The organism is Telluria sp. ZB4P34, from assembly GCF_059686055.1.
Map to the genome: position 1 here is coordinate 406324 of NZ_JCASIF010000001.1, position 16150 is coordinate 422473.

General features: G+C 69.3%; 13 protein-coding genes and 1 tRNA gene. 9 read left to right on the forward strand and 5 right to left on the reverse strand.

From position 1 onward, the window contains the following. Positions 1-100: 100 nt before the first annotated feature. Positions 101-694 carry a hypothetical protein gene (locus tag AC56KL_RS01770; protein WP_497178426.1) on the reverse strand — a complete coding sequence of 198 codons (594 nt, stop codon included), beginning with the start codon at positions 692-694 and terminating at the stop codon, positions 101-103. A 226-nt stretch (positions 695-920) separates the two neighbouring features. Next, the gene (locus tag AC56KL_RS01775) at positions 921-2171 is read right to left on the reverse strand and encodes a winged helix-turn-helix domain-containing protein (protein ID WP_497178427.1); all 1251 of its coding nucleotides are present in this window, start codon (positions 2169-2171) and stop codon (positions 921-923) included. A gap of 122 nt (positions 2172-2293) precedes the next feature. Between AC56KL_RS01775 and AC56KL_RS01780 the strand changes: the two genes are divergently transcribed. The 9 genes from AC56KL_RS01780 (at position 2294) to AC56KL_RS01820 (ending at position 12523) form a co-directional block, all read left to right on the forward strand. Beyond that, complete coding sequence (locus AC56KL_RS01780) at positions 2294-3544, forward strand: exonuclease SbcCD subunit D C-terminal domain-containing protein (RefSeq protein WP_497178428.1); 1251 nt, start codon at positions 2294-2296, stop codon at positions 3542-3544. Further along, on the forward strand, positions 3541-7317 hold the full coding sequence (locus AC56KL_RS01785; protein WP_497178429.1) for an AAA family ATPase: 3777 nt from the start codon (positions 3541-3543) through the stop codon (positions 7315-7317). The genes AC56KL_RS01780 and AC56KL_RS01785 overlap by 4 nt, the downstream gene beginning before the upstream one ends. 96 nt (positions 7318-7413) lie before the next feature. Beyond that, entirely contained in the window at positions 7414-7623 is a 210-nt protein-coding gene (locus AC56KL_RS01790) for a hypothetical protein (protein ID WP_497178430.1), read from the forward strand. Positions 7624-7633: 10 nt separating this feature from the next. Next, positions 7634-8791, forward strand: coding sequence for a methyltransferase (locus tag AC56KL_RS01795; protein ID WP_497178431.1), 1158 nt, complete (start codon positions 7634-7636; stop codon positions 8789-8791). Positions 8792-8854: 63 nt separating this feature from the next. After that, positions 8855-8931 (forward strand) — tRNA-Met (locus AC56KL_RS01800). 75 nt (positions 8932-9006) lie between these two features. Then, on the forward strand, positions 9007-9249 hold the full coding sequence (locus AC56KL_RS01805) for a hypothetical protein (protein WP_497178432.1): 243 nt from the start codon (positions 9007-9009) through the stop codon (positions 9247-9249). Between the two features lie 34 nt (positions 9250-9283). Next, on the forward strand, positions 9284-10693 hold the full coding sequence (dbpA, locus tag AC56KL_RS01810) for an ATP-dependent RNA helicase DbpA (protein WP_497178433.1): 1410 nt from the start codon (positions 9284-9286) through the stop codon (positions 10691-10693). A 175-nt stretch (positions 10694-10868) separates the two neighbouring features. Next, positions 10869-11984, forward strand: a complete 1116-nt coding sequence (locus tag AC56KL_RS01815) for a serine/threonine-protein kinase (RefSeq protein ID WP_497178434.1) — start codon at positions 10869-10871, stop codon at positions 11982-11984. A 5-nt stretch (positions 11985-11989) separates the two neighbouring features. Beyond that, positions 11990-12523 carry a TssQ family T6SS-associated lipoprotein gene (locus AC56KL_RS01820; protein ID WP_497178435.1) on the forward strand — a complete coding sequence of 178 codons (534 nt, stop codon included), beginning with the start codon at positions 11990-11992 and terminating at the stop codon, positions 12521-12523. A gap of 3 nt (positions 12524-12526) precedes the next feature. Here the strand turns inward: AC56KL_RS01820 and AC56KL_RS01825 are convergent, their stop codons facing one another. The 3 genes from AC56KL_RS01825 to earP form a co-directional block, all read right to left on the reverse strand. After that, on the reverse strand, positions 12527-14125 hold the full coding sequence (locus tag AC56KL_RS01825) for an amidase (RefSeq protein WP_497178436.1): 1599 nt from the start codon (positions 14123-14125) through the stop codon (positions 12527-12529). A gap of 125 nt (positions 14126-14250) precedes the next feature. Continuing rightward, on the reverse strand, positions 14251-14826 hold the full coding sequence (locus AC56KL_RS01830) for an elongation factor P (RefSeq protein ID WP_227802152.1): 576 nt from the start codon (positions 14824-14826) through the stop codon (positions 14251-14253). A gap of 111 nt (positions 14827-14937) precedes the next feature. Further along, positions 14938-16128: an elongation factor P maturation arginine rhamnosyltransferase EarP gene (earP, locus tag AC56KL_RS01835; protein ID WP_497178437.1), complete on the reverse strand. Its 1191-nt coding sequence runs from the start codon at positions 16126-16128 to the stop codon at positions 14938-14940. Positions 16129-16150 lie beyond the last annotated feature (22 nt).

Consider the following 16150-nt stretch of genomic DNA (forward strand, 5'->3'; position numbering starts at 1 on the left):
ATGAAATCGCACTTCCAAAATCGCCATCATAGCAAAGAACCATGGTGGCGCTCGCCCGGTGCGCGCAGTGCATGGTTCGGTGCGTGGCTCAGTGCGTGGCTCAGTGCGTGGCGTATTGCGCGGCGTAATGCGGGGTAGTTGCCACAGGGCTTTTGATGGTGGCATTCCGGACCATGGCGCCGGCCGGCATGGACCCGGGCGGATAGCCGCGGTTCTCGCTCTGCCAGGCTTCCTGGACCAGCATCTGGTTGGCGATCGCGAACCAGGCCTCGCTCGGCACATGGGCGCGCGCCAGCGGGAACAGTTCGCGTTCCTCGCGCTCCAGGCGCTCGAGCAACAGCTTGCAGCAGCGCTCGATCGCGGCGCCGAAGCCCGGGTCCTGCACGGCTGCCGCCGCATGGGCGTCGGCGCGCGCCTCGATGGCTGCCAGCGTCAGTGCGTCGAGTTCGGCCAGCAGGGCGGCGGCTACGCCGGCCCGGCGCAGGGCCGGCAGTACAAAATTGTCGAGCTTGCGCCAGTAACAGTTGTCGAAGGCCACGCGCAGGGCATCGCAGGCGAGTTCGCATTCGCGCCCGGCGGGCAGCCTCGGCCTGCGGGCGCCCGCTTGCCAGTGTTCGAGCAGCGCTTGCAGGCCGATGCGGGCGCTGGCCTGCTCGATGGACAGGGCGACCAGCGTATAGGTGGATGTCAGCATCATGTCTCCTCTCGGGATGGCTTCGCCAGCGCGCAGCCCTGGCGGTGGCCGCGATGCAGTCGCTGGGGAAGCCTTTTTGTCGGGGTCAGGCAGGCAGCTTTTGTTGTTGTAGCCGGCCTTTGGGAACTCGTAGTGTAGAGACATGCCCCAGCTCGGGTTTGAGCTGGCGCAAACCCGGCCCCGTCGACATTGGAGACTTTCCCGTGCCCGCGATGTCCAAATACGATTACCCGGACACGGCTGTTCCCGAGTCCGCCAGGGCCCTGCGCAGCCTTGCACCAAAGTCGTCCGGCACGGCCCCGGTCAGGCTGACCTGTGCGCATCCGTGCCAGCGCGCGCAGCGCGCCACGGCGCCGGCCAGGTCGGCCGCCAGGCGGTCACTGATGCGCACGCCCGGCTCCAGGTGGATGCCGCGCAGCTCGAACCGGCCGGCCTTGCGCTGCGCCTTGGCGTCGACGCGCCCCACCAGGGCCCCGCGGCGCAGCACCGGCAACGTGAAGTAGCCGTAGCGGCGCTTTTCTGCCGGCGTATAGCATTCGAGGCGGTAGTCGAAGCCGAACAGCTCGAGCGCGCGCCGCCGGTCCCAGACGATCGGATCGAAAGGCGACAGCAGGGTCGTCAGCCGCGGCGCCAGCCGCCCCGCCATCGCCTCGCGCGCCAGCCCCGCATGCTCGGGGTGGATGTACACCGCCTGGTTCCAGCCTTCCACCCGCCCGCGCAGCAGCAGCCCTGCTTCCACCAGCTGCTCCGGGTCCGGATGCGGGCGCCGGGTGCGGTGGTAGTCGGGAATCCAGGCCGCCTTCGCCAGGCCGAGGGCGCGCACCGTGTGCAGCACGAAGCTGCGCCGCACCTCGTCCAGGGACGGCATGCGGCCGTCGTGCCAGCCCGGGAGCACGCGCTCGGCCAGGTCGTAGATGCGCTGGAAATTGTGGCGGCGCGCGATCATCAGTTCGCCGGCCGTGAACAGCGCCTCCAGGGTGCGCTTCTCGGGCTTCCATGCCCACCAGCCGCCGGCCTGCCCATCCTTGCGTTCGAAGTCGGAGGAGCGTACCGGGCCCTGCGCACGCACGTGGGCCAGCAAGGCCTGCGCCTCGGCGGCGCGTTCGCGCATCCAGCTGGCGGAATATTTCCAGCCCATCGCTTCCGGGTCGAGCATGCGGTGGCGGTACAGGCCGTAGTCCTCGATCGGCAGGAAGCAGGCTTCATGGGCCCAGTATTCGAACAGGGCGCCTTCGGCCAGCAGTTCGTCGAGCCAGCCCGGGTCGTAGTCGCCCAGGCGGCTCCACAGCACCAGGTAGGGACTGCGCGCGACCACGCTGATGGTGTCGATCTGCAGCATCCCCATGCGCCGGATCGCCGCCAGCACATCGGCCTTGACGGCGCGCCGCCGGCGCGGGGCCAGCATGTCCTGCGCGGCCAGGTGCAGGGCGCGGGCGGCGCCCACGGACAACTCGAACTCCGGTTTGATGTCGCTCATGTCTTGATTCTAATATCAAACCAATACTACTGTAAAAAAACACAGTCTTTTTCCCGACAACACGGCCAATCCACGTTCCATCTGGTTTATAGTGAGCGCCGACCCGACTTTGCATAAATACCATGCGGCTGCTGCACACTTCCGACTGGCACCTGGGCCAGACCCTGCACAATTTCGACCGGAGCTACGAGCACGCCTGCTTCCTCGACTGGCTCGTGGAGACGCTGGCGGTGGAAGACATCGACGTGCTCCTGGTCGCCGGCGACATCTTCGACAACGCCAACCCGTCGGCCGCCGCGCACCGCCAGCTCTATCGTTTCCTGCAACAGGCCAAGGCCAGGGTCCCGCACCTGCAGGTGGTCGTCATTGCCGGCAACCACGACTCGCCGGGCCGGCTGGAAGCGCCCACGCCCCTGCTCGAAGCCCATGGCACGATCGTCGTCGGCAACGTCGGGCGCACGCTAGAGGGCGGCATCGACCTGGAGCGCCTGCTGGTGCCGCTGCGCGGCCGCGACGGCGGCGTCAAGGCCTGGTGCCTGGCGATCCCCTTCCTGCGTCCCGGCGACGTGCCGCGCATCGTGGCCGACGACGAGGCCATGGCGCTCGATCCCTACCTGCACGGCACCGCCCTGCTCTACCGCCAGGCCTTCGCGCTGGCGCAGTCGCGCTGCACGGGCGGCGAGGCCATCATCGCCATGGGCCATTGCCACATGGTGGACGGCCAGTCTTCCCAGGATTCCGAGCGCCGCATCGTGATCGGCGGCACCGAAGCCCTGCCGGCCTCGATGTTCGACCCCGCCGTGGCCTACGTGGCCCTGGGCCACCTGCACCTGGCCCAGCGCGTCGGCGGCCACGAGCACCGGCGCTACTGCGGCAGCCCGCTGCCGCTCTCCTTTTCGGAAGTCGGCTACCAGCACCAGGTGCTGCGCATCGAGCTCGACGGCCCGGCCGCCGCTTCGGTGACGCCGTTGCACGTGCCGCGTGCGGTGCAGCTGCTGCGGGTGCCAGGCCAGCCGGCGCCGCTCGACGACGTGCTGGCTGCGCTCGAAGCACTCGCATTGCCCGAGCTGCCGCCGCACCAGCAGCCCTTCCTCGAAGTGCGCGTGCTGCTCGAGGGCCCCGAGCCGGGCCTGCGTGCGCGCATCGAGGCGGCGCTCGACGGCAAGCCGGTACGCCTGGCCAAGATCGAACCGACGCGCCGCCACGCCGCTCCCGACAGCCCGGCCGAAGCCCTGAGTCTCGACCAGCTGGCCCAGCTGCAGCCCGACGACATCTTCCGCCGCCTGTGGGCCCAGCGCTACGGTGACGAAGCGCCGCCTGAGCAGCTGTCCGCCTTTGCCGAACTCACCACGGCCTTGGGAGACGGGGCATGAAGATCCTGCGCATCAGCGGCAGGAACCTGGCCTCGCTGGCCGGCGAATTCCTGGTCGACTTCGAAGCCGAACCGCTCGCCTCGAGCGGCCTGTTCGCCATCAGCGGCCCCACCGGCGCGGGGAAAAGCACCCTGCTCGACGCCCTGTGCCTCGCGCTGTACGACGCCACGCCGCGCCTGCTCAAGCGCGCCGGCAGCCAGCTGCCGGACGTGGGCGGCGACACCATCTCGGCGCTCGACCCGCGCACCCTGTTGCGGCGCGGCGCCAGCGAAGCCTGGGCCGAGGTCGACTTCCTCGGCAACGACGACATCCGTTACCGTGCGCGCTGGAGCGTGCGCCGTGCCTACGGCAAGCCGAGTGGCGCCCTGCAGCCTTCCAAAATGACGCTGCACCGCCTGCCGGAACTGGCGCCGCTGGGCGGCACCAAGACCGAGGTGGCGCTCGAGATCGTCGCCCGCATCGGTCTTTCCTTCGAACAGTTCACGCGCGCCGTGCTGCTGGCCCAGAACGAGTTCTCGGCCTTCCTCAAGACCGACGAGAACGAACGCGGCGAACTGCTGGAGACGCTCACCGGCACCACGATCTACAGCGATATCTCGCGGCGCGCCTTCGAACGCTACCGCGCCGAGCAGGAACGCACCCGCATGCTGGCAGCCAAGCTGGCCAACCAGGCCCCGATGCCGCCCGACGAACGGGAAAAGCTCGACGCCGAACGCGTCAACGCCGAGCTGGCGCTGGAGGCGGCCGATGCGCGCCGCTCCGCCCTCGAAGGCGAGCTGCGCTGGCACCACGAAGCCGCCAAGCTCGAACGCAGCGAAGCCCAGGCCGGCGATTCGCTGGCGGCGGCGCAGGCGGCGCAGCTGGAAGCGCTTGGGCGGCGCGGGCGGCTCGCCACCCTCGACGCGGTGCAGCCGGCGCGACCGCTCGTGCTCGAGGTCGGGCGCCTGCACGAAGAACACCGGCTTGCGCTCGAGGCGACGGCCAGGCTCGACAGTGCGCTGGCGGCGGCGCTGGACGCACGCCGGCAAGCCGCACTCGACGTCGATGCGGCGCTCGCGGCGGTCGATGCGGCCGACGGCACGCTGCGCACCGCCGCACCCCAGCTCGACGCGGCCAAGGCCCTCGACGCCGCCATCGCTGCGCTCGCACCCTCGCATGGGCAGGCCGCCGCTGCGCTGGAAGCCGCCCGCCATGAAGCGCGTCAGGCGCGCACCGTGCACGGCGCGAAAGCGGCCGAACTCGACGCGGCCAGGGGCCAGCGCGACCGGGCCGCCGCATGGCTGGCGGCCCATGGCCGGCTCGAGCCGATGGCGATGCAATGGCCGCGCTGGGACAGGCTGCTGGCCGGCGCCGCGCAATCGGTCACGGCCGAGGCGAGCGCCGCCTCGGCACTGGCGGCGGCAAGCCGCCAGGCCCATGAAGCCGGCTTGCGCGAACAGGCCGCCAATGCGGCGCTGAGCGATGCCGCCGCCCGCCTGGCAAGCCTGGACAGCGTCCGGCGCGAGGCCATGAGCGCCCTCGACGCCACCGACCCGCAGTCCCTGGACCACGAGCGCCAGGCCCTGGACGCGCACCGCGAGCGCCTCGCCGGCGCCGAACGGGCCTGGACTGCCCTGGCGAGTACGCGCCAGGAAGTGGCCGACACCGCCCTCGAACTCGACCGCGTCGACACCGCCCGCGCCGGCGCCGGCCGCCTGCTGGAAGAAGCACGCCTGGCTGCCCCCGCCCTGGCTGCGGCCATGCACCAGGCCGAGAAGTCGCTGGGGGCGGCGGAGCTGGCCTGCGCCGCCGGCGTGGAAGAGCTGCGCGCCACCTTAAGCGACGACACGCCCTGCCCGGTATGCGGCGGACACGAGCACCCCTACCGTGACCATGGCCGCGAGGACATGCTGCGCGGCATGCTTGCCACCTTGCGCGCCGAAGTGGCAGACTGCCGGACCCGCGTGCGCGACAACGAAGCAGTACAGGCGGCGCAGGCCGCCACCCTGGCCGCCTCGGGCGAGCGCCTTGCCGGGCTCGAACGGGAGCGCACGACCCTGCGCAAGCTGCTGGACGAGCTCGAAGCGGAATGGATCGCCCAGCCGCTGGCGCCCGAAGTGACGGCCGCAGCGCCGGCCGAGGAAGACCGCATGGCGTGGTTCGCCGCGTCGCGCGAAGCGCTGCGGGGCGCGACCGCAGCGCTGGACGGCCGCGTGGCCGCCTTGCGCCGCGCGGCGCAAGCGCGCGATGCCGCCCAGGCTGCCTACGATGCGGCCCAGCTCGACCATGCCCGCCTGCGCCAGGCTGCCGACGGCGCGCGCGATGCCGGCGCACGCCTGCAGGCCGAGCTGCGCGCCATGTCGATCCAGCAGGAAACCAGCGCCGCCCAGCTGGCGGCAGTGCTGGCCGAACTCGATCCGGTACTGTGCGCCGCGGTCGGCGACGGCTGGCAGGATGCCTGGCGGTGCGATCCGGCCGGCTGGCGCGCCGCGCGCGCCCAGGAGGCGGTGCAGTGGCAGGAACAGACGGCGCAGCAAGCCAGGGGCGCGGCGAGCGCCGCCACGCTGGAAGCGGAAGTGGCGGGTGCGCTTTTGCGCATCGCGCAGGCCGACCGCCACGGCGCCGGGGTGGCGGCCGAGTTCAAGCGCATCGACACCGAGCTCGCGGACAGGCGCGCCCAGCGCCTGGCCTTGTGGAACGGCCGCCCCGTCGCCGAAGTCGAACAGGGACTGCAGGCCAGCCTCGGCGCCGCGCGCAACCACCTGTCGGCGCGCCAGGCGATCGGCAACGAAACGGCGCAGCGGGAAGCCAGTGCGCGCACCGCCCGCGCCCAGCTCACCGAGCAGATTGCCGTCCTCGACAGTGCCGGCGCCAGGGCCGCAACCCAGCTCGCCGACTGGCTGGAGGAGTACCGCAAGTCGGCCTTCCTGAACAGCCTCGACCCGATCGAGGACAGCGCCGAGCTCGGCCGCCTGCTGGCGGTCGGCGGCGCCTGGCTGGCCCAGGAACGCACGGCCCTGGGCGCGCTTGACGCCGCCGTGGGCAGCGCCGTCGCGGTGCTGGCAGAGCGCCGCGCCCAGCGCGTGCTGCACGATGAAGGCAAGCCCGAGAGCGGTCTGAGCGCCGAGACGGTGGCGGCCGCGGTCGAGGTCCTCACGTCCGAACGCCGCGCCGCCCACGACCTGGCGACCGAGTTGCGCATGCGCGCGGCCCAGGACGACACCCGGCGCGGTCAGGCGCAGGCGGTGCTCGCCGAGGTCGAGCGCCAGCAGCTCGAGGAACAGCGCTGGGGCAAGTTGTCCGAGCTGATCGGCTCCAGCGACGGCAAGAAGTTCCGCAACTACGCCCAGCAGTTCACGCTCGACGTGCTGCTCGGCTACGCCAATGCCGACCTGGGGCAGCTGGCGCGGCGCTACCGCCTCGAGCGCGTCAGCCACAACGGCGCGCCCTCGCTGGCCTTGATGGTGCGCGACCAGGACATGGGCGGCGAAGTGCGGTCGGTCAATTCCCTGTCAGGCGGTGAGTCCTTCCTGGTGTCGCTCGCGCTCGCGCTCGGCCTGGCGTCGCTGTCGTCCAACCGGGTGCGGGTGGAATCGCTGTTCATCGACGAAGGCTTCGGCAGCCTGGATACCGACACCCTGGGCGTGGCCATGGACGCGCTCGACGCCCTGCAGTCGCTCGGCCGCAAGGTGGGCGTGATCTCGCACGTGCAAGAGATGACGGAACGCATCGCCACCAAGGTGCTGGTGCGCCCGGGCGGCGGCGGCAGCAGTTCGGTCGTGGTGGCGCAGTGAGCGCAGGCAGCATGCTTACGCGTTGCGCGCGCAGTGAGCGTCTGCAATGAGGCAGTGTAGAATGCCGCACTTTCCCGGACCAATATCCTTACGACCATGAAACCTGCCCGCTTCCTCACCTTCAAATGCGTCAAGTGCGCCAAACCGGTCAAGGTCACCCTGCAGAAGGTCTCGGCCTGCTCGCACATCCAGCCCTACCTGGGCGTCTGCGAATGCGGCGAGCCCAGGCGCCACGCGACCGGCAGCCCGGACGCCGTCAAGTCCTACCTCGAATCCGCCGACGGCAACTGGCACCACCACCATTGATGAGTCATTGATGATCTCGTCGATGGCCCGGATCGCGTGGATGGAAGGCGGCGCCGAGCGCACGGCGCAGTGGCGTTCCGAGAGCGGCTGGCCGGCGCCGAAGAAGGTGCTCGTCGCCGACGACACCATGACCGCCGACGCCGCCTACCGGCTGGCGCTCGACGGCACCGCCCTGCTGTGGCGCGGCGACTTCCAGAACGCGCGCCAGCTGCTGAATGCGCTGGTGCGCCGCGTCGACGGCAAGAGCGACCGTGCACGCCGCGCCAAGGCGCACAAGAGCCCGCCTACGCCGACCGAATTGTTCCACCGCCACCGCCTGCAGCAGCTGCAGCGCGCCCGCACCCTTGCCATGCTCCTGCTGCCGTTCGAGGCGGACCACACGATTCCGCTGCGCCGCGCGCCCGACGTGCGCGCGGCCTGCGGCGAAGCCTACGGGCCGGCGGACGAGCCTTATGTCGCCTCGCTGCGTGAGCTGCTGGGCGTGATCGGCGCCCACGAATGGCGCCGCAAGGGCGTGCGCATTCCTGCGCTCGACGCCGACATCCACCCGTGGTACGGCGTGTTCTCGCCGGTGCGCGGCGAGTACGTCGAACTGGTGGCGCAGGCGCCCCTGCCCCATGGGACGAAACTCGCGTTCGACATCGGCGCCGGCACCGGGGTGCTGTCGGCGGTGCTGGCCCGGCGCGGCGTCCAGCGCGTCGTCGCCACCGACATGGATGCGCGCGCCCTTGGCTGCGCGCGCGAGAACATCGCCCGCCTCGGCCTGGGCGCGCAGGTCGAGCTGCTCGAAGCCGACCTGTTTCCCGAAGGCCGCGCGCCCCTGGTCGTGTGCAACCCGCCGTGGTTGCCAGGTAAGCCGAGCTCGGCTATCGAATACGCGATCTACGACCCTGACAGCCGCATGCTGCGCGGCTTCCTCGGCGGGCTCGCGGCCCACCTGGAAACCGGCGGCGAAGGCTGGCTGATCCTGTCGGACCTGGCCGAACACCTGGGCCTGCGCAGCCGCGAGCAATTGCTCGGCTGGATAGACGCGGCCGGGCTCGCCGTGGCGGCGCGCCACGATGTGCGGCCGACCCACGGCAAGGCCGGCGACCCGGACGATCCGCTGCACGCGGCGCGCTCGCGCGAAGTCACCTCGCTGTGGCGCCTGCGCGCCCGGGCAGGCTGAACGGCGGCAGGTAAGGCATGGATTGCATCGCGGGCCAATCCGGGTTATAATCTTTTTCTCAGACGCGGGGTGGAGCAGTCTGGCAGCTCGTCGGGCTCATAACCCGAAGGTCACAGGTTCAAATCCTGTCCCCGCAACCAAATACCGACCAAAGCCCGACTCTTGTAGCCGGGCTTTTGTTTTCTGCGTCTTGCCCGGGCAGCGCAGCACAGCTGATGAGAGACAAGAAAGACAACGCAACGATCGACCTGCCGGGCTTCGAGCCCGCCGCACCGTTTGAGCCCGTTGTCGAACCGAAGCGCGCCGCCGCCAGGGAGCGCCGCAGCTCCCTGAAGCAGGAACAGCTGAATCTTCTCGGCGAGCTGGAAGAATCCGACATCAGCGGCCTGCCTGTCTGGCGCCGCGACGACAATCTCGACCTGACCGGCTTGCCGGTCTGGGCGCCGGCCTCAGCGTAGTCCGCTCAGGGCCAACCCTTTTGGCTGGACTAGCATGCAAACCCAATCCTTCACTTCGCTGCCGCTGGCGCCGCGCTTCCTCGCCAACCTCGCCACCCTGGGCTACCACGGGATGACGCCGATCCAGGCCGCGTCCCTGCCAGCCGTTCTGGAGGGGCGCGACCTGATCGCCCAGGCCAAGACCGGCAGCGGCAAGACTGCCGCCTTCGGCATCGGCGTCCTGCACAAGCTCAATCCGGCATGGTTCGCGGTGCAGGGCCTGGTCATGTGCCCGACGCGCGAACTGGCCGACCAGGTCGCGAACGAACTGCGGCGCCTGGCGCGCGGCGTCGGCAACGTCAAGATCCTGACGCTGACGGGCGGCGTGGCGATGCGCCCGCAGATCGCTTCGCTCGAGCATGGCGCCCACATCGTGGTCGGCACCCCGGGCCGCATCCGCGACCACCTGGGCCGCGCCACCCTCGACCTGTCGAAGGTCCAGACCCTGGTGCTGGACGAGGCCGACCGCATGACCGACATGGGCTTCTACGACGAGATCGCCGGCATCGTCAGCGCCTGCCCGGAGCGCCGCCAGACCCTGCTGTTCTCGGCCACCTACCCGGACGACATCCGATTCGCCACCGCCGGCTTCCTGCGCGACCCGCTCGAAGTGGCGGTCGAGAGCCAGCACAGCGCCGAGAAGATCGAACAGCGCTTCTACGAGATCGGCTTCGAGGACCGCATGGATGCGGTGGCGCGCCTGCTCAAGCACCACCAGTCGGTGTCCACCCTCGCCTTCTGCAATACCAAGGCGCATTGCCGCGAACTGGCCGACCACCTGCGCGAACAAGGCTTTTCGGCGCTGGCGCTGTACGGCGAGCTGGAACAGTGGGAGCGCGACGAGATCCTGGTCCTGTTCGCCAACCGCAGCTGCTCGGTGCTGGTGGCCACCGACGTCGCCGCGCGCGGCCTCGACATCACCAGTCTCGACACCGTCATCAATGCCGACGTGTCGAAGGACCCCGAAGTGCACGTGCACCGCATCGGCCGCACCGGCCGCGGACAGGAAAGCGGCCTGGCCCTGACCCTGTGCGCGCCGAACGAGAAGAAGTGGGTGCGCCTGATCGAGGAATACCAGGATGCCCCGGCCGAGTGGCACAAGCTCGACGAATTGGGCGAACAGCTCGAAGCGGCCGCGCCGGCGCCGATGCTGACCCTGCACATTGCCGGCGGCAAGAAGGCCAAGCTGCGCCCCGGCGACATCCTCGGCGCGCTGACCGGCGACGCCGGCCTGACCAAGGAACAGGTGGGCAAGATCAACGTGGGCGAGTTCGCCAGCTACGTGGCGCTCGACCGTCACGCGGCCCATGCCGCCGTGGCGAAACTGCGCGACCGCCAGGCGCCGGGACCGGAATTCGGCGCCATCAAGGGCCGCTACTTCAAGATGCGTTTCCTCGAGGTGTGAGCGCCTGTCCGGCTCCCTCCCGGCGAATTGTAAGCAAGATGTAACAGGCGCGCACGGTTGGCTCATCAGCGCCACCGCTGCGGCAAATCTGGCATTATTTGTCAAAATACAAATACCGCGCCGGGGGCACCCCTGGACACATCCTTTGTGTGTCGCGGCGCGGCCAGATGCCATGATGACCAGCACACCCGTAACCCAGCAACAGCAAACCGACGGCCGGACCGTGCGCGAGGTGGTCGAGTTCAACCAGGAACTCGTCAACGAAGTCTGGTGCCGGCGCATCTTCCGCCAGATCCTGCAGTCGCTTGAGCTGCAGTACGCCATGCAGATGCCGCACCGCTCCATCAACCCGGAAACGGTGCTGGTGCTCGACTCGGGCGACCCGATGCTGCTGCCCTCCCAGAACGTCGGCAGCGCCTGGTCCGAGGCGGGCGACATGCACGACCTGGCCGCCGTCGTCCACTACGCCATCACCCGCGAATACCCGCCGGCCGCGCCCCTGCAGGGACGCGGCCTGGGCGACGACTACAGCGACACCTTCGTCGCCGCCGTCGACCGCTGCCTCTCGCCCGACCCGCAGGCGCGGCCCCACAACATCGAAGCGCTGCGCAACCTGCTGGGCATCGTGCCGCTCGGCCCGGCCATCCCGGCGCAGGCGGTCGTTGCGCCGGCCCCGGAACCGGCGGTGTCCTTCCTGACGGAGCCGCGTCCCGCGGCGGCCGAACCGGGACGCCTGCGCCGCTGGCTGCTGCTGGTGGGCGCGGCCACCGTGCTGATGGCCGCGCTCGGCGCGCTGTTCGCCCTGCTGCACGGCGCCGATTCGCGCGATACGCTGACGCTCGCCCTGCCGGACGATGCTGCTGCGCCGCCCGCCGCTACCGCGGTGCTCCTCCCTGATCCTGCCACGGCGGCGCCGGAAGAAACGGCCGAGTCCGACCTGCTGGCCGCCGCTGCTGTCGACGCGGGGCCCGTTCCCGCAGCGCCGGGCGTGCAGCAGGCCGCCGGCATGCCACCCTCGGTCCGACAAGCCGCCCCCGCCACGGGCGCCGGGCGCGGGTCTGTGGCCACCGACGCGACGTATAAACTGGTGATCAAGCCCTGGGCCATGGTGCAGGTCAACGGCGTCGACCGCGGCGCCAGCCCGCCGCTCAAGCGCCTGAACCTGCCGCCGGGCCAGCACACGATCCGCATCGTCAACCCGAACTTCCCCGAGCATACCGTGACGGTCAATGCCGTCAGGGGCGCATCTTCGGTGATCGAACTGGATTTTACTGAGGAGGGAATGGAGTGAATCTCATGACCAATCTGCGCCTGGAACGGGCCGGCCTGCTGGCCGCCGCGATGCTGCTCGGCGGCTGCGCCCAACTGAACGCGCAGCTGGACTCGATCCTTGGCAGCAAGCGGGAGCCGGCGCGCGCGCATCCGCGCGCCGAGGACGTGGCGCGCGCCCGCGCCGAGCGCGCGGAACGCCGCGATCGGCCCGCGCCGCGTCCCGAACGTCCGGCGGCCGACCGCGACGACATCGCCCTGCGCGAAGGCATCGCCCTGTACCACGAGGGCGAATTCAACGCCGCGATCAAGCGGCTCGGCTCGAACGACATGAACGGCGCGCCCGTGCGCAAGCGCGTCGCCGCGCTCAAGTACACGGCCTTCAGCTACTGCGTCACCAACCGGCCGAAGCCCTGCCAGCAGGCCTTCGAGCGGGCACTGCGCCTCGACCCTTCCTTCGACCTGGCGCCTGGCGAACAGGGCCACCCGCAATGGGGTCCCGTGTTCGCCAGGGCCAAGGGCGGAGCGTCGCGCGAGGGTGTGCGGGAAGCCTCGCGCTGAGCTTTACAGCTTGACGTTGATGCTCGCCGGATAAGTCGGCGGGCGGCGGCGCTGGGTGGCCTGCTCGTAGGCGTAGGCCATGCCGATCAGCGTCGCCTCGCTCCAGGCCCCGCCCACGAAGGAGATCCCGACAGGCAGCCCGCGCGTAAAGCCGGCCGGCACCGTGATGTGCGGATAGCCCGCCACCGCGGCCGGGCTCGAGAAACTGCCGCCGTAGTGGTCGCCGTTGATGTAGTCGGTGAGCCAGGCCGGGCCGCCCGTGGGCGCCACCAGCGCGTCCAGCTTGTGCTCCTTCATCACCTGGTCGATGCCCTCGTCGCGCGAATAGCGCAGGTCGTTGGCCAGGGCTTCACGGTACTCCTTGGCGTCCAGCCCCGGCTTGGCATGGGCGGCGACCAGGTGTTCCTGCTTGAAGAACGGCATTTCGCGCGCCGCGTTCTTCTCGTTGAAGGCGATCACATCGGCCATGTTCTTGACCGGCGCATGCGGCGCATAGTTCTTCAGCCAGGACGCCAGGCCGGGCGCGAATTCGTACAGCAGCACCTGCAGCTCGCTGGCGTTGTACTTGCCGACGTTCGGGATCTTCACGTCCACCAGGATCGCGCCCTGTGCCTTCAGCACCGCCAGTTCCTTCTCGATGATCTCGTCGACGGCGTCATTGCTGCCGAAGAAATTGCGGGCGACGCCGATGCGTTTGCCCCTCAGGCCGTCCGTACGCAGCGCCGCCGCATAGTCGGCGATGTGCTTGCCGCTGTCGGCGGTCGCCTTGTCGGCCGCGTCCGGGCCGGCCATCGCGGCCAGCATCAGGGCGGCGTCGGCCACGCTGCGGGTCATCGGGCCGGCCGTGTCCTGCGAATGGGCGATCGGGATAATGCCGCTGCGGCTGAGCAGGCCCAGGGTCGGCTTGATGCCGACGATGCCGCACGAAGACGAAGGCGAGACGATCGAGCCGTCGGTCTCGGTGCCGACGGTGAGGGTGGCCAGGCTGGCCGCCGCCGCCGCGCCGGAGCCCGAGCTCGAACCGCTGGTGTTGCGGTCGAGCGCGTACGGGTTCCTGGTCTGTCCGCCGCGCCCGCTCCAGCCGCTGACCGAATTGGTCGAGCGCATATTGGCCCATTCGGACAGGTTGGTCTTGCCGATGATGACGGCGCCCGCATTGCGCAGCAGCGTCACGATGTGGGCGTCCTTCACCGCGCGCACGCCGTCCAGCGCCAGCGAGCCTGCGCTCGTGCTCATCCGGTCGGCGGTGGCGATATTGTCCTTCAATAGCACGGGAATGCCGTGCAGCGGTCCGCGCAGCTTGCCGGCGGCGCGCTCGCGGTCCATCTCGGCGGCGATCTTGAGCGCGTCCGGGTTGGTTTCGATGACCGAGTTCAGGCGCGGCCCGGCCTTGTCGATGGCGGCGATGCGCCCCAGGTATTGCTTCACGAGCGAGACCGAGCTCAGCTTGCCGGCCGCCATCTGGGCCCCCTGCTCGCGCACGCCCGCATCGAGGATGCCGCCCGCGCCCGGGCTTGCCGCCTGTGCGCCGCCTGCCGCTGCTGCGGCGCCCGCTACCGCGCCGGCCGCCACACCGAGTCGTACGAAGTCCCTGCGATCCATCTTGTCTCCCTGTTTTTATCTAAAGCAATAGGATAGCAGCGTGGCAAATTTTCAGGAGCCCGGGCGAAAAAAAACGCTGCCCGAAGGCAGCGCTTTTTCTACAGCGAACAGCGAGGCGACGTCGCTTAGTTGCGCACGACGCGCTTGTATTCGTTGGTGCGGGTGTCGATCTCGATGACGTCGTCGGTGCTGACGAACAGCGGCACCATCACGGTATGCTGCTTGGCTTCGATGGCGTTCTCGATCTTGGCTTCCTTCAGGACGTTGCCCGAGGTGTTGCCCTTGACGGCCGGTTCCGAGTACACGACCAGGCGTGCGATGGTGGTCGGCAGTTCGACCGAGATCGCCTTGCCGTCATAAAACACGGCTTCGCATTCCATACCGTCTTTCAGGTAGTTGATGGCGTCGCCCATGTTCTCTTCTTCGATTTCGTACTGGTTGTACTCTTCGTCCATGAAGACGTACAGCGGATCGGCGAAGTACGAGTAGGTGACCGGCTTCTTGTCCAGCACGACGACGTCGAACTTGTCGTCACCGCGGAACACGTTCTCCAGCGGCGCGTTGGTCAGCAGGTTCTTCATCTTCCACTTGTAGGTGAAGCCCGTGCGGCTCGAACCGTTCACATCCGAACGCAGCACGATGAACGGCTTGTCTTCCACCATAATGATGTTGCCAACACGGATTTCTTTAGCGAATTTCATAGTAGTTTTACGTAAAAAGGTAGTTGCATTAAATCAGCGGTGGCCGGTGAGCGAAGAAAGCCTGGAAGCCTACGTTTGATCCTGTGTATTTCGTTACAGACTAACCGCGCATTATACCGGATTTTGTGCGGCCAGCCTCAGCGCACGGGCAAATTCCAGCAGCTTCGTCGTCAAATCGCCATGGGCGAGCACTTCGCGGCGCCATTCTTCTGCACGGACGGCAATGCGCGGCATGGCCGATTGCAGCTCCTGCCACGCCGCCGGCCAGGAAGCGATGTCCTGTGCGCCGTTCCAGCCGAGCGCGAAGGCCTGCAGCGCGTCCAGTGCGCGCGGCTCGCCGGCCGCGTCCGCATAGCGCCCGAGGAAGGCGCGCAGCTTCTTGTGGTGCAGGTTCTCGTCCTGCGGATAGATGTGCCAGACGAAAGGACGTCCGGCCCACTGGGCGCGCACGAAGGAATCCTCGCCGCGCACGAAATTGAAGTCGCAGGCCCACAGCAGGCGGTCGTAGTCCGGCTGGGGCACGAAGGGCAGCACGCGCAGCGTCAGCGCGCCGCGCGTCGCACTGCTGCCGGCCGGCGCAGGACCGCCAACGAACGCTTGCACCGTGGGGGCGGCGACGCCTTCCGGCACCAGGCAGCTCACCGGACGCCCGCCCTCCGACCAGGCTTGCAACAGTTCATCCACCGGTGCGTGCGGATAGCAGAACAGCGACACCTTCAGCGCATCCATCTCGGCGGCCGTGACGCCGAAGCGCCCCAGGAAGCCGGCCATCGCGGCCGGGTCGGCCTGGAAGGCCAGGCGTTGCGCGTCCAGGCCGGATTCATGCAGCAGCCCGCCGGTCTGCGCCGTGAAGCCGGGGAAGAAAAAGTGCTTGGTGAGCTTCAGGCGCGGATGCATCGACGGCAGCCGGTGGCAGCCTTCCACCCAGTCTTCCGCCGTCAGGCCCTCGAGGTTGAACCACACGGGCCGCGGCGTGCGCTGCGCCATCGCGGCCACGTAGCCTGGCGGAATGTCGACGGCGAAGAACTCGATCACGATGTCGGCGACCTCGCCGGGGGCGAAGCTGCCTTCCTGGTCGCGCCAGTGGCGCACCAGCACGCCCTCGACCACCTGCCCGCCGGCGCCCGTGTCGACCTGCGGACAGATGCGGCGAAAGCTCCCCAGGTCGTCGACCCAGAGCGCGACCCCTAGCCCGTGCTCGCCCGACAGCTGGCGCGCCAGCCGCCAGCAGATGCCGATGTCGCCATAGTTGTCGACGACCTTGCAGAAGATCGCCAGTGTAAGGGCAGGAGTGGATGTCATGTCGATGGGCGCAGACAGGCTG

Bases quoted from the DNA above. Each gene is read 5' to 3' on its own strand.
- earP (WP_497178437.1), bottom strand. From the start codon at position 16,128: ATGACATCCACTCCTGCCCTTACACTGGCGATCTTCTGCAAGGTCGTC.
- AC56KL_RS01825 (WP_497178436.1), bottom strand. From the start codon at position 14,125: ATGGATCGCAGGGACTTCGTACGACTCGGTGTGGCGGCCGGCGCGGTA.
- AC56KL_RS01790 (WP_497178430.1), top strand. From the start codon at position 7,414: ATGAAACCTGCCCGCTTCCTCACCTTCAAATGCGTCAAGTGCGCCAAA.
- AC56KL_RS01795 (WP_497178431.1), top strand. From the start codon at position 7,634: ATGATCTCGTCGATGGCCCGGATCGCGTGGATGGAAGGCGGCGCCGAG.
- AC56KL_RS01830 (WP_227802152.1), bottom strand. From the start codon at position 14,826: ATGAAATTCGCTAAAGAAATCCGTGTTGGCAACATCATTATGGTGGAA.
- AC56KL_RS01775 (WP_497178427.1), bottom strand. From the start codon at position 2,171: ATGAGCGACATCAAACCGGAGTTCGAGTTGTCCGTGGGCGCCGCCCGC.
- AC56KL_RS01820 (WP_497178435.1), top strand. From the start codon at position 11,990: ATGACCAATCTGCGCCTGGAACGGGCCGGCCTGCTGGCCGCCGCGATG.
- AC56KL_RS01780 (WP_497178428.1), top strand. From the start codon at position 2,294: ATGCGGCTGCTGCACACTTCCGACTGGCACCTGGGCCAGACCCTGCAC.
- AC56KL_RS01785 (WP_497178429.1), top strand. From the start codon at position 3,541: ATGAAGATCCTGCGCATCAGCGGCAGGAACCTGGCCTCGCTGGCCGGC.
- AC56KL_RS01805 (WP_497178432.1), top strand. From the start codon at position 9,007: ATGAGAGACAAGAAAGACAACGCAACGATCGACCTGCCGGGCTTCGAG.
- AC56KL_RS01770 (WP_497178426.1), bottom strand. From the start codon at position 694: ATGCTGACATCCACCTATACGCTGGTCGCCCTGTCCATCGAGCAGGCC.
- AC56KL_RS01815 (WP_497178434.1), top strand. From the start codon at position 10,869: ATGACCAGCACACCCGTAACCCAGCAACAGCAAACCGACGGCCGGACC.
- dbpA (WP_497178433.1), top strand. From the start codon at position 9,284: ATGCAAACCCAATCCTTCACTTCGCTGCCGCTGGCGCCGCGCTTCCTC.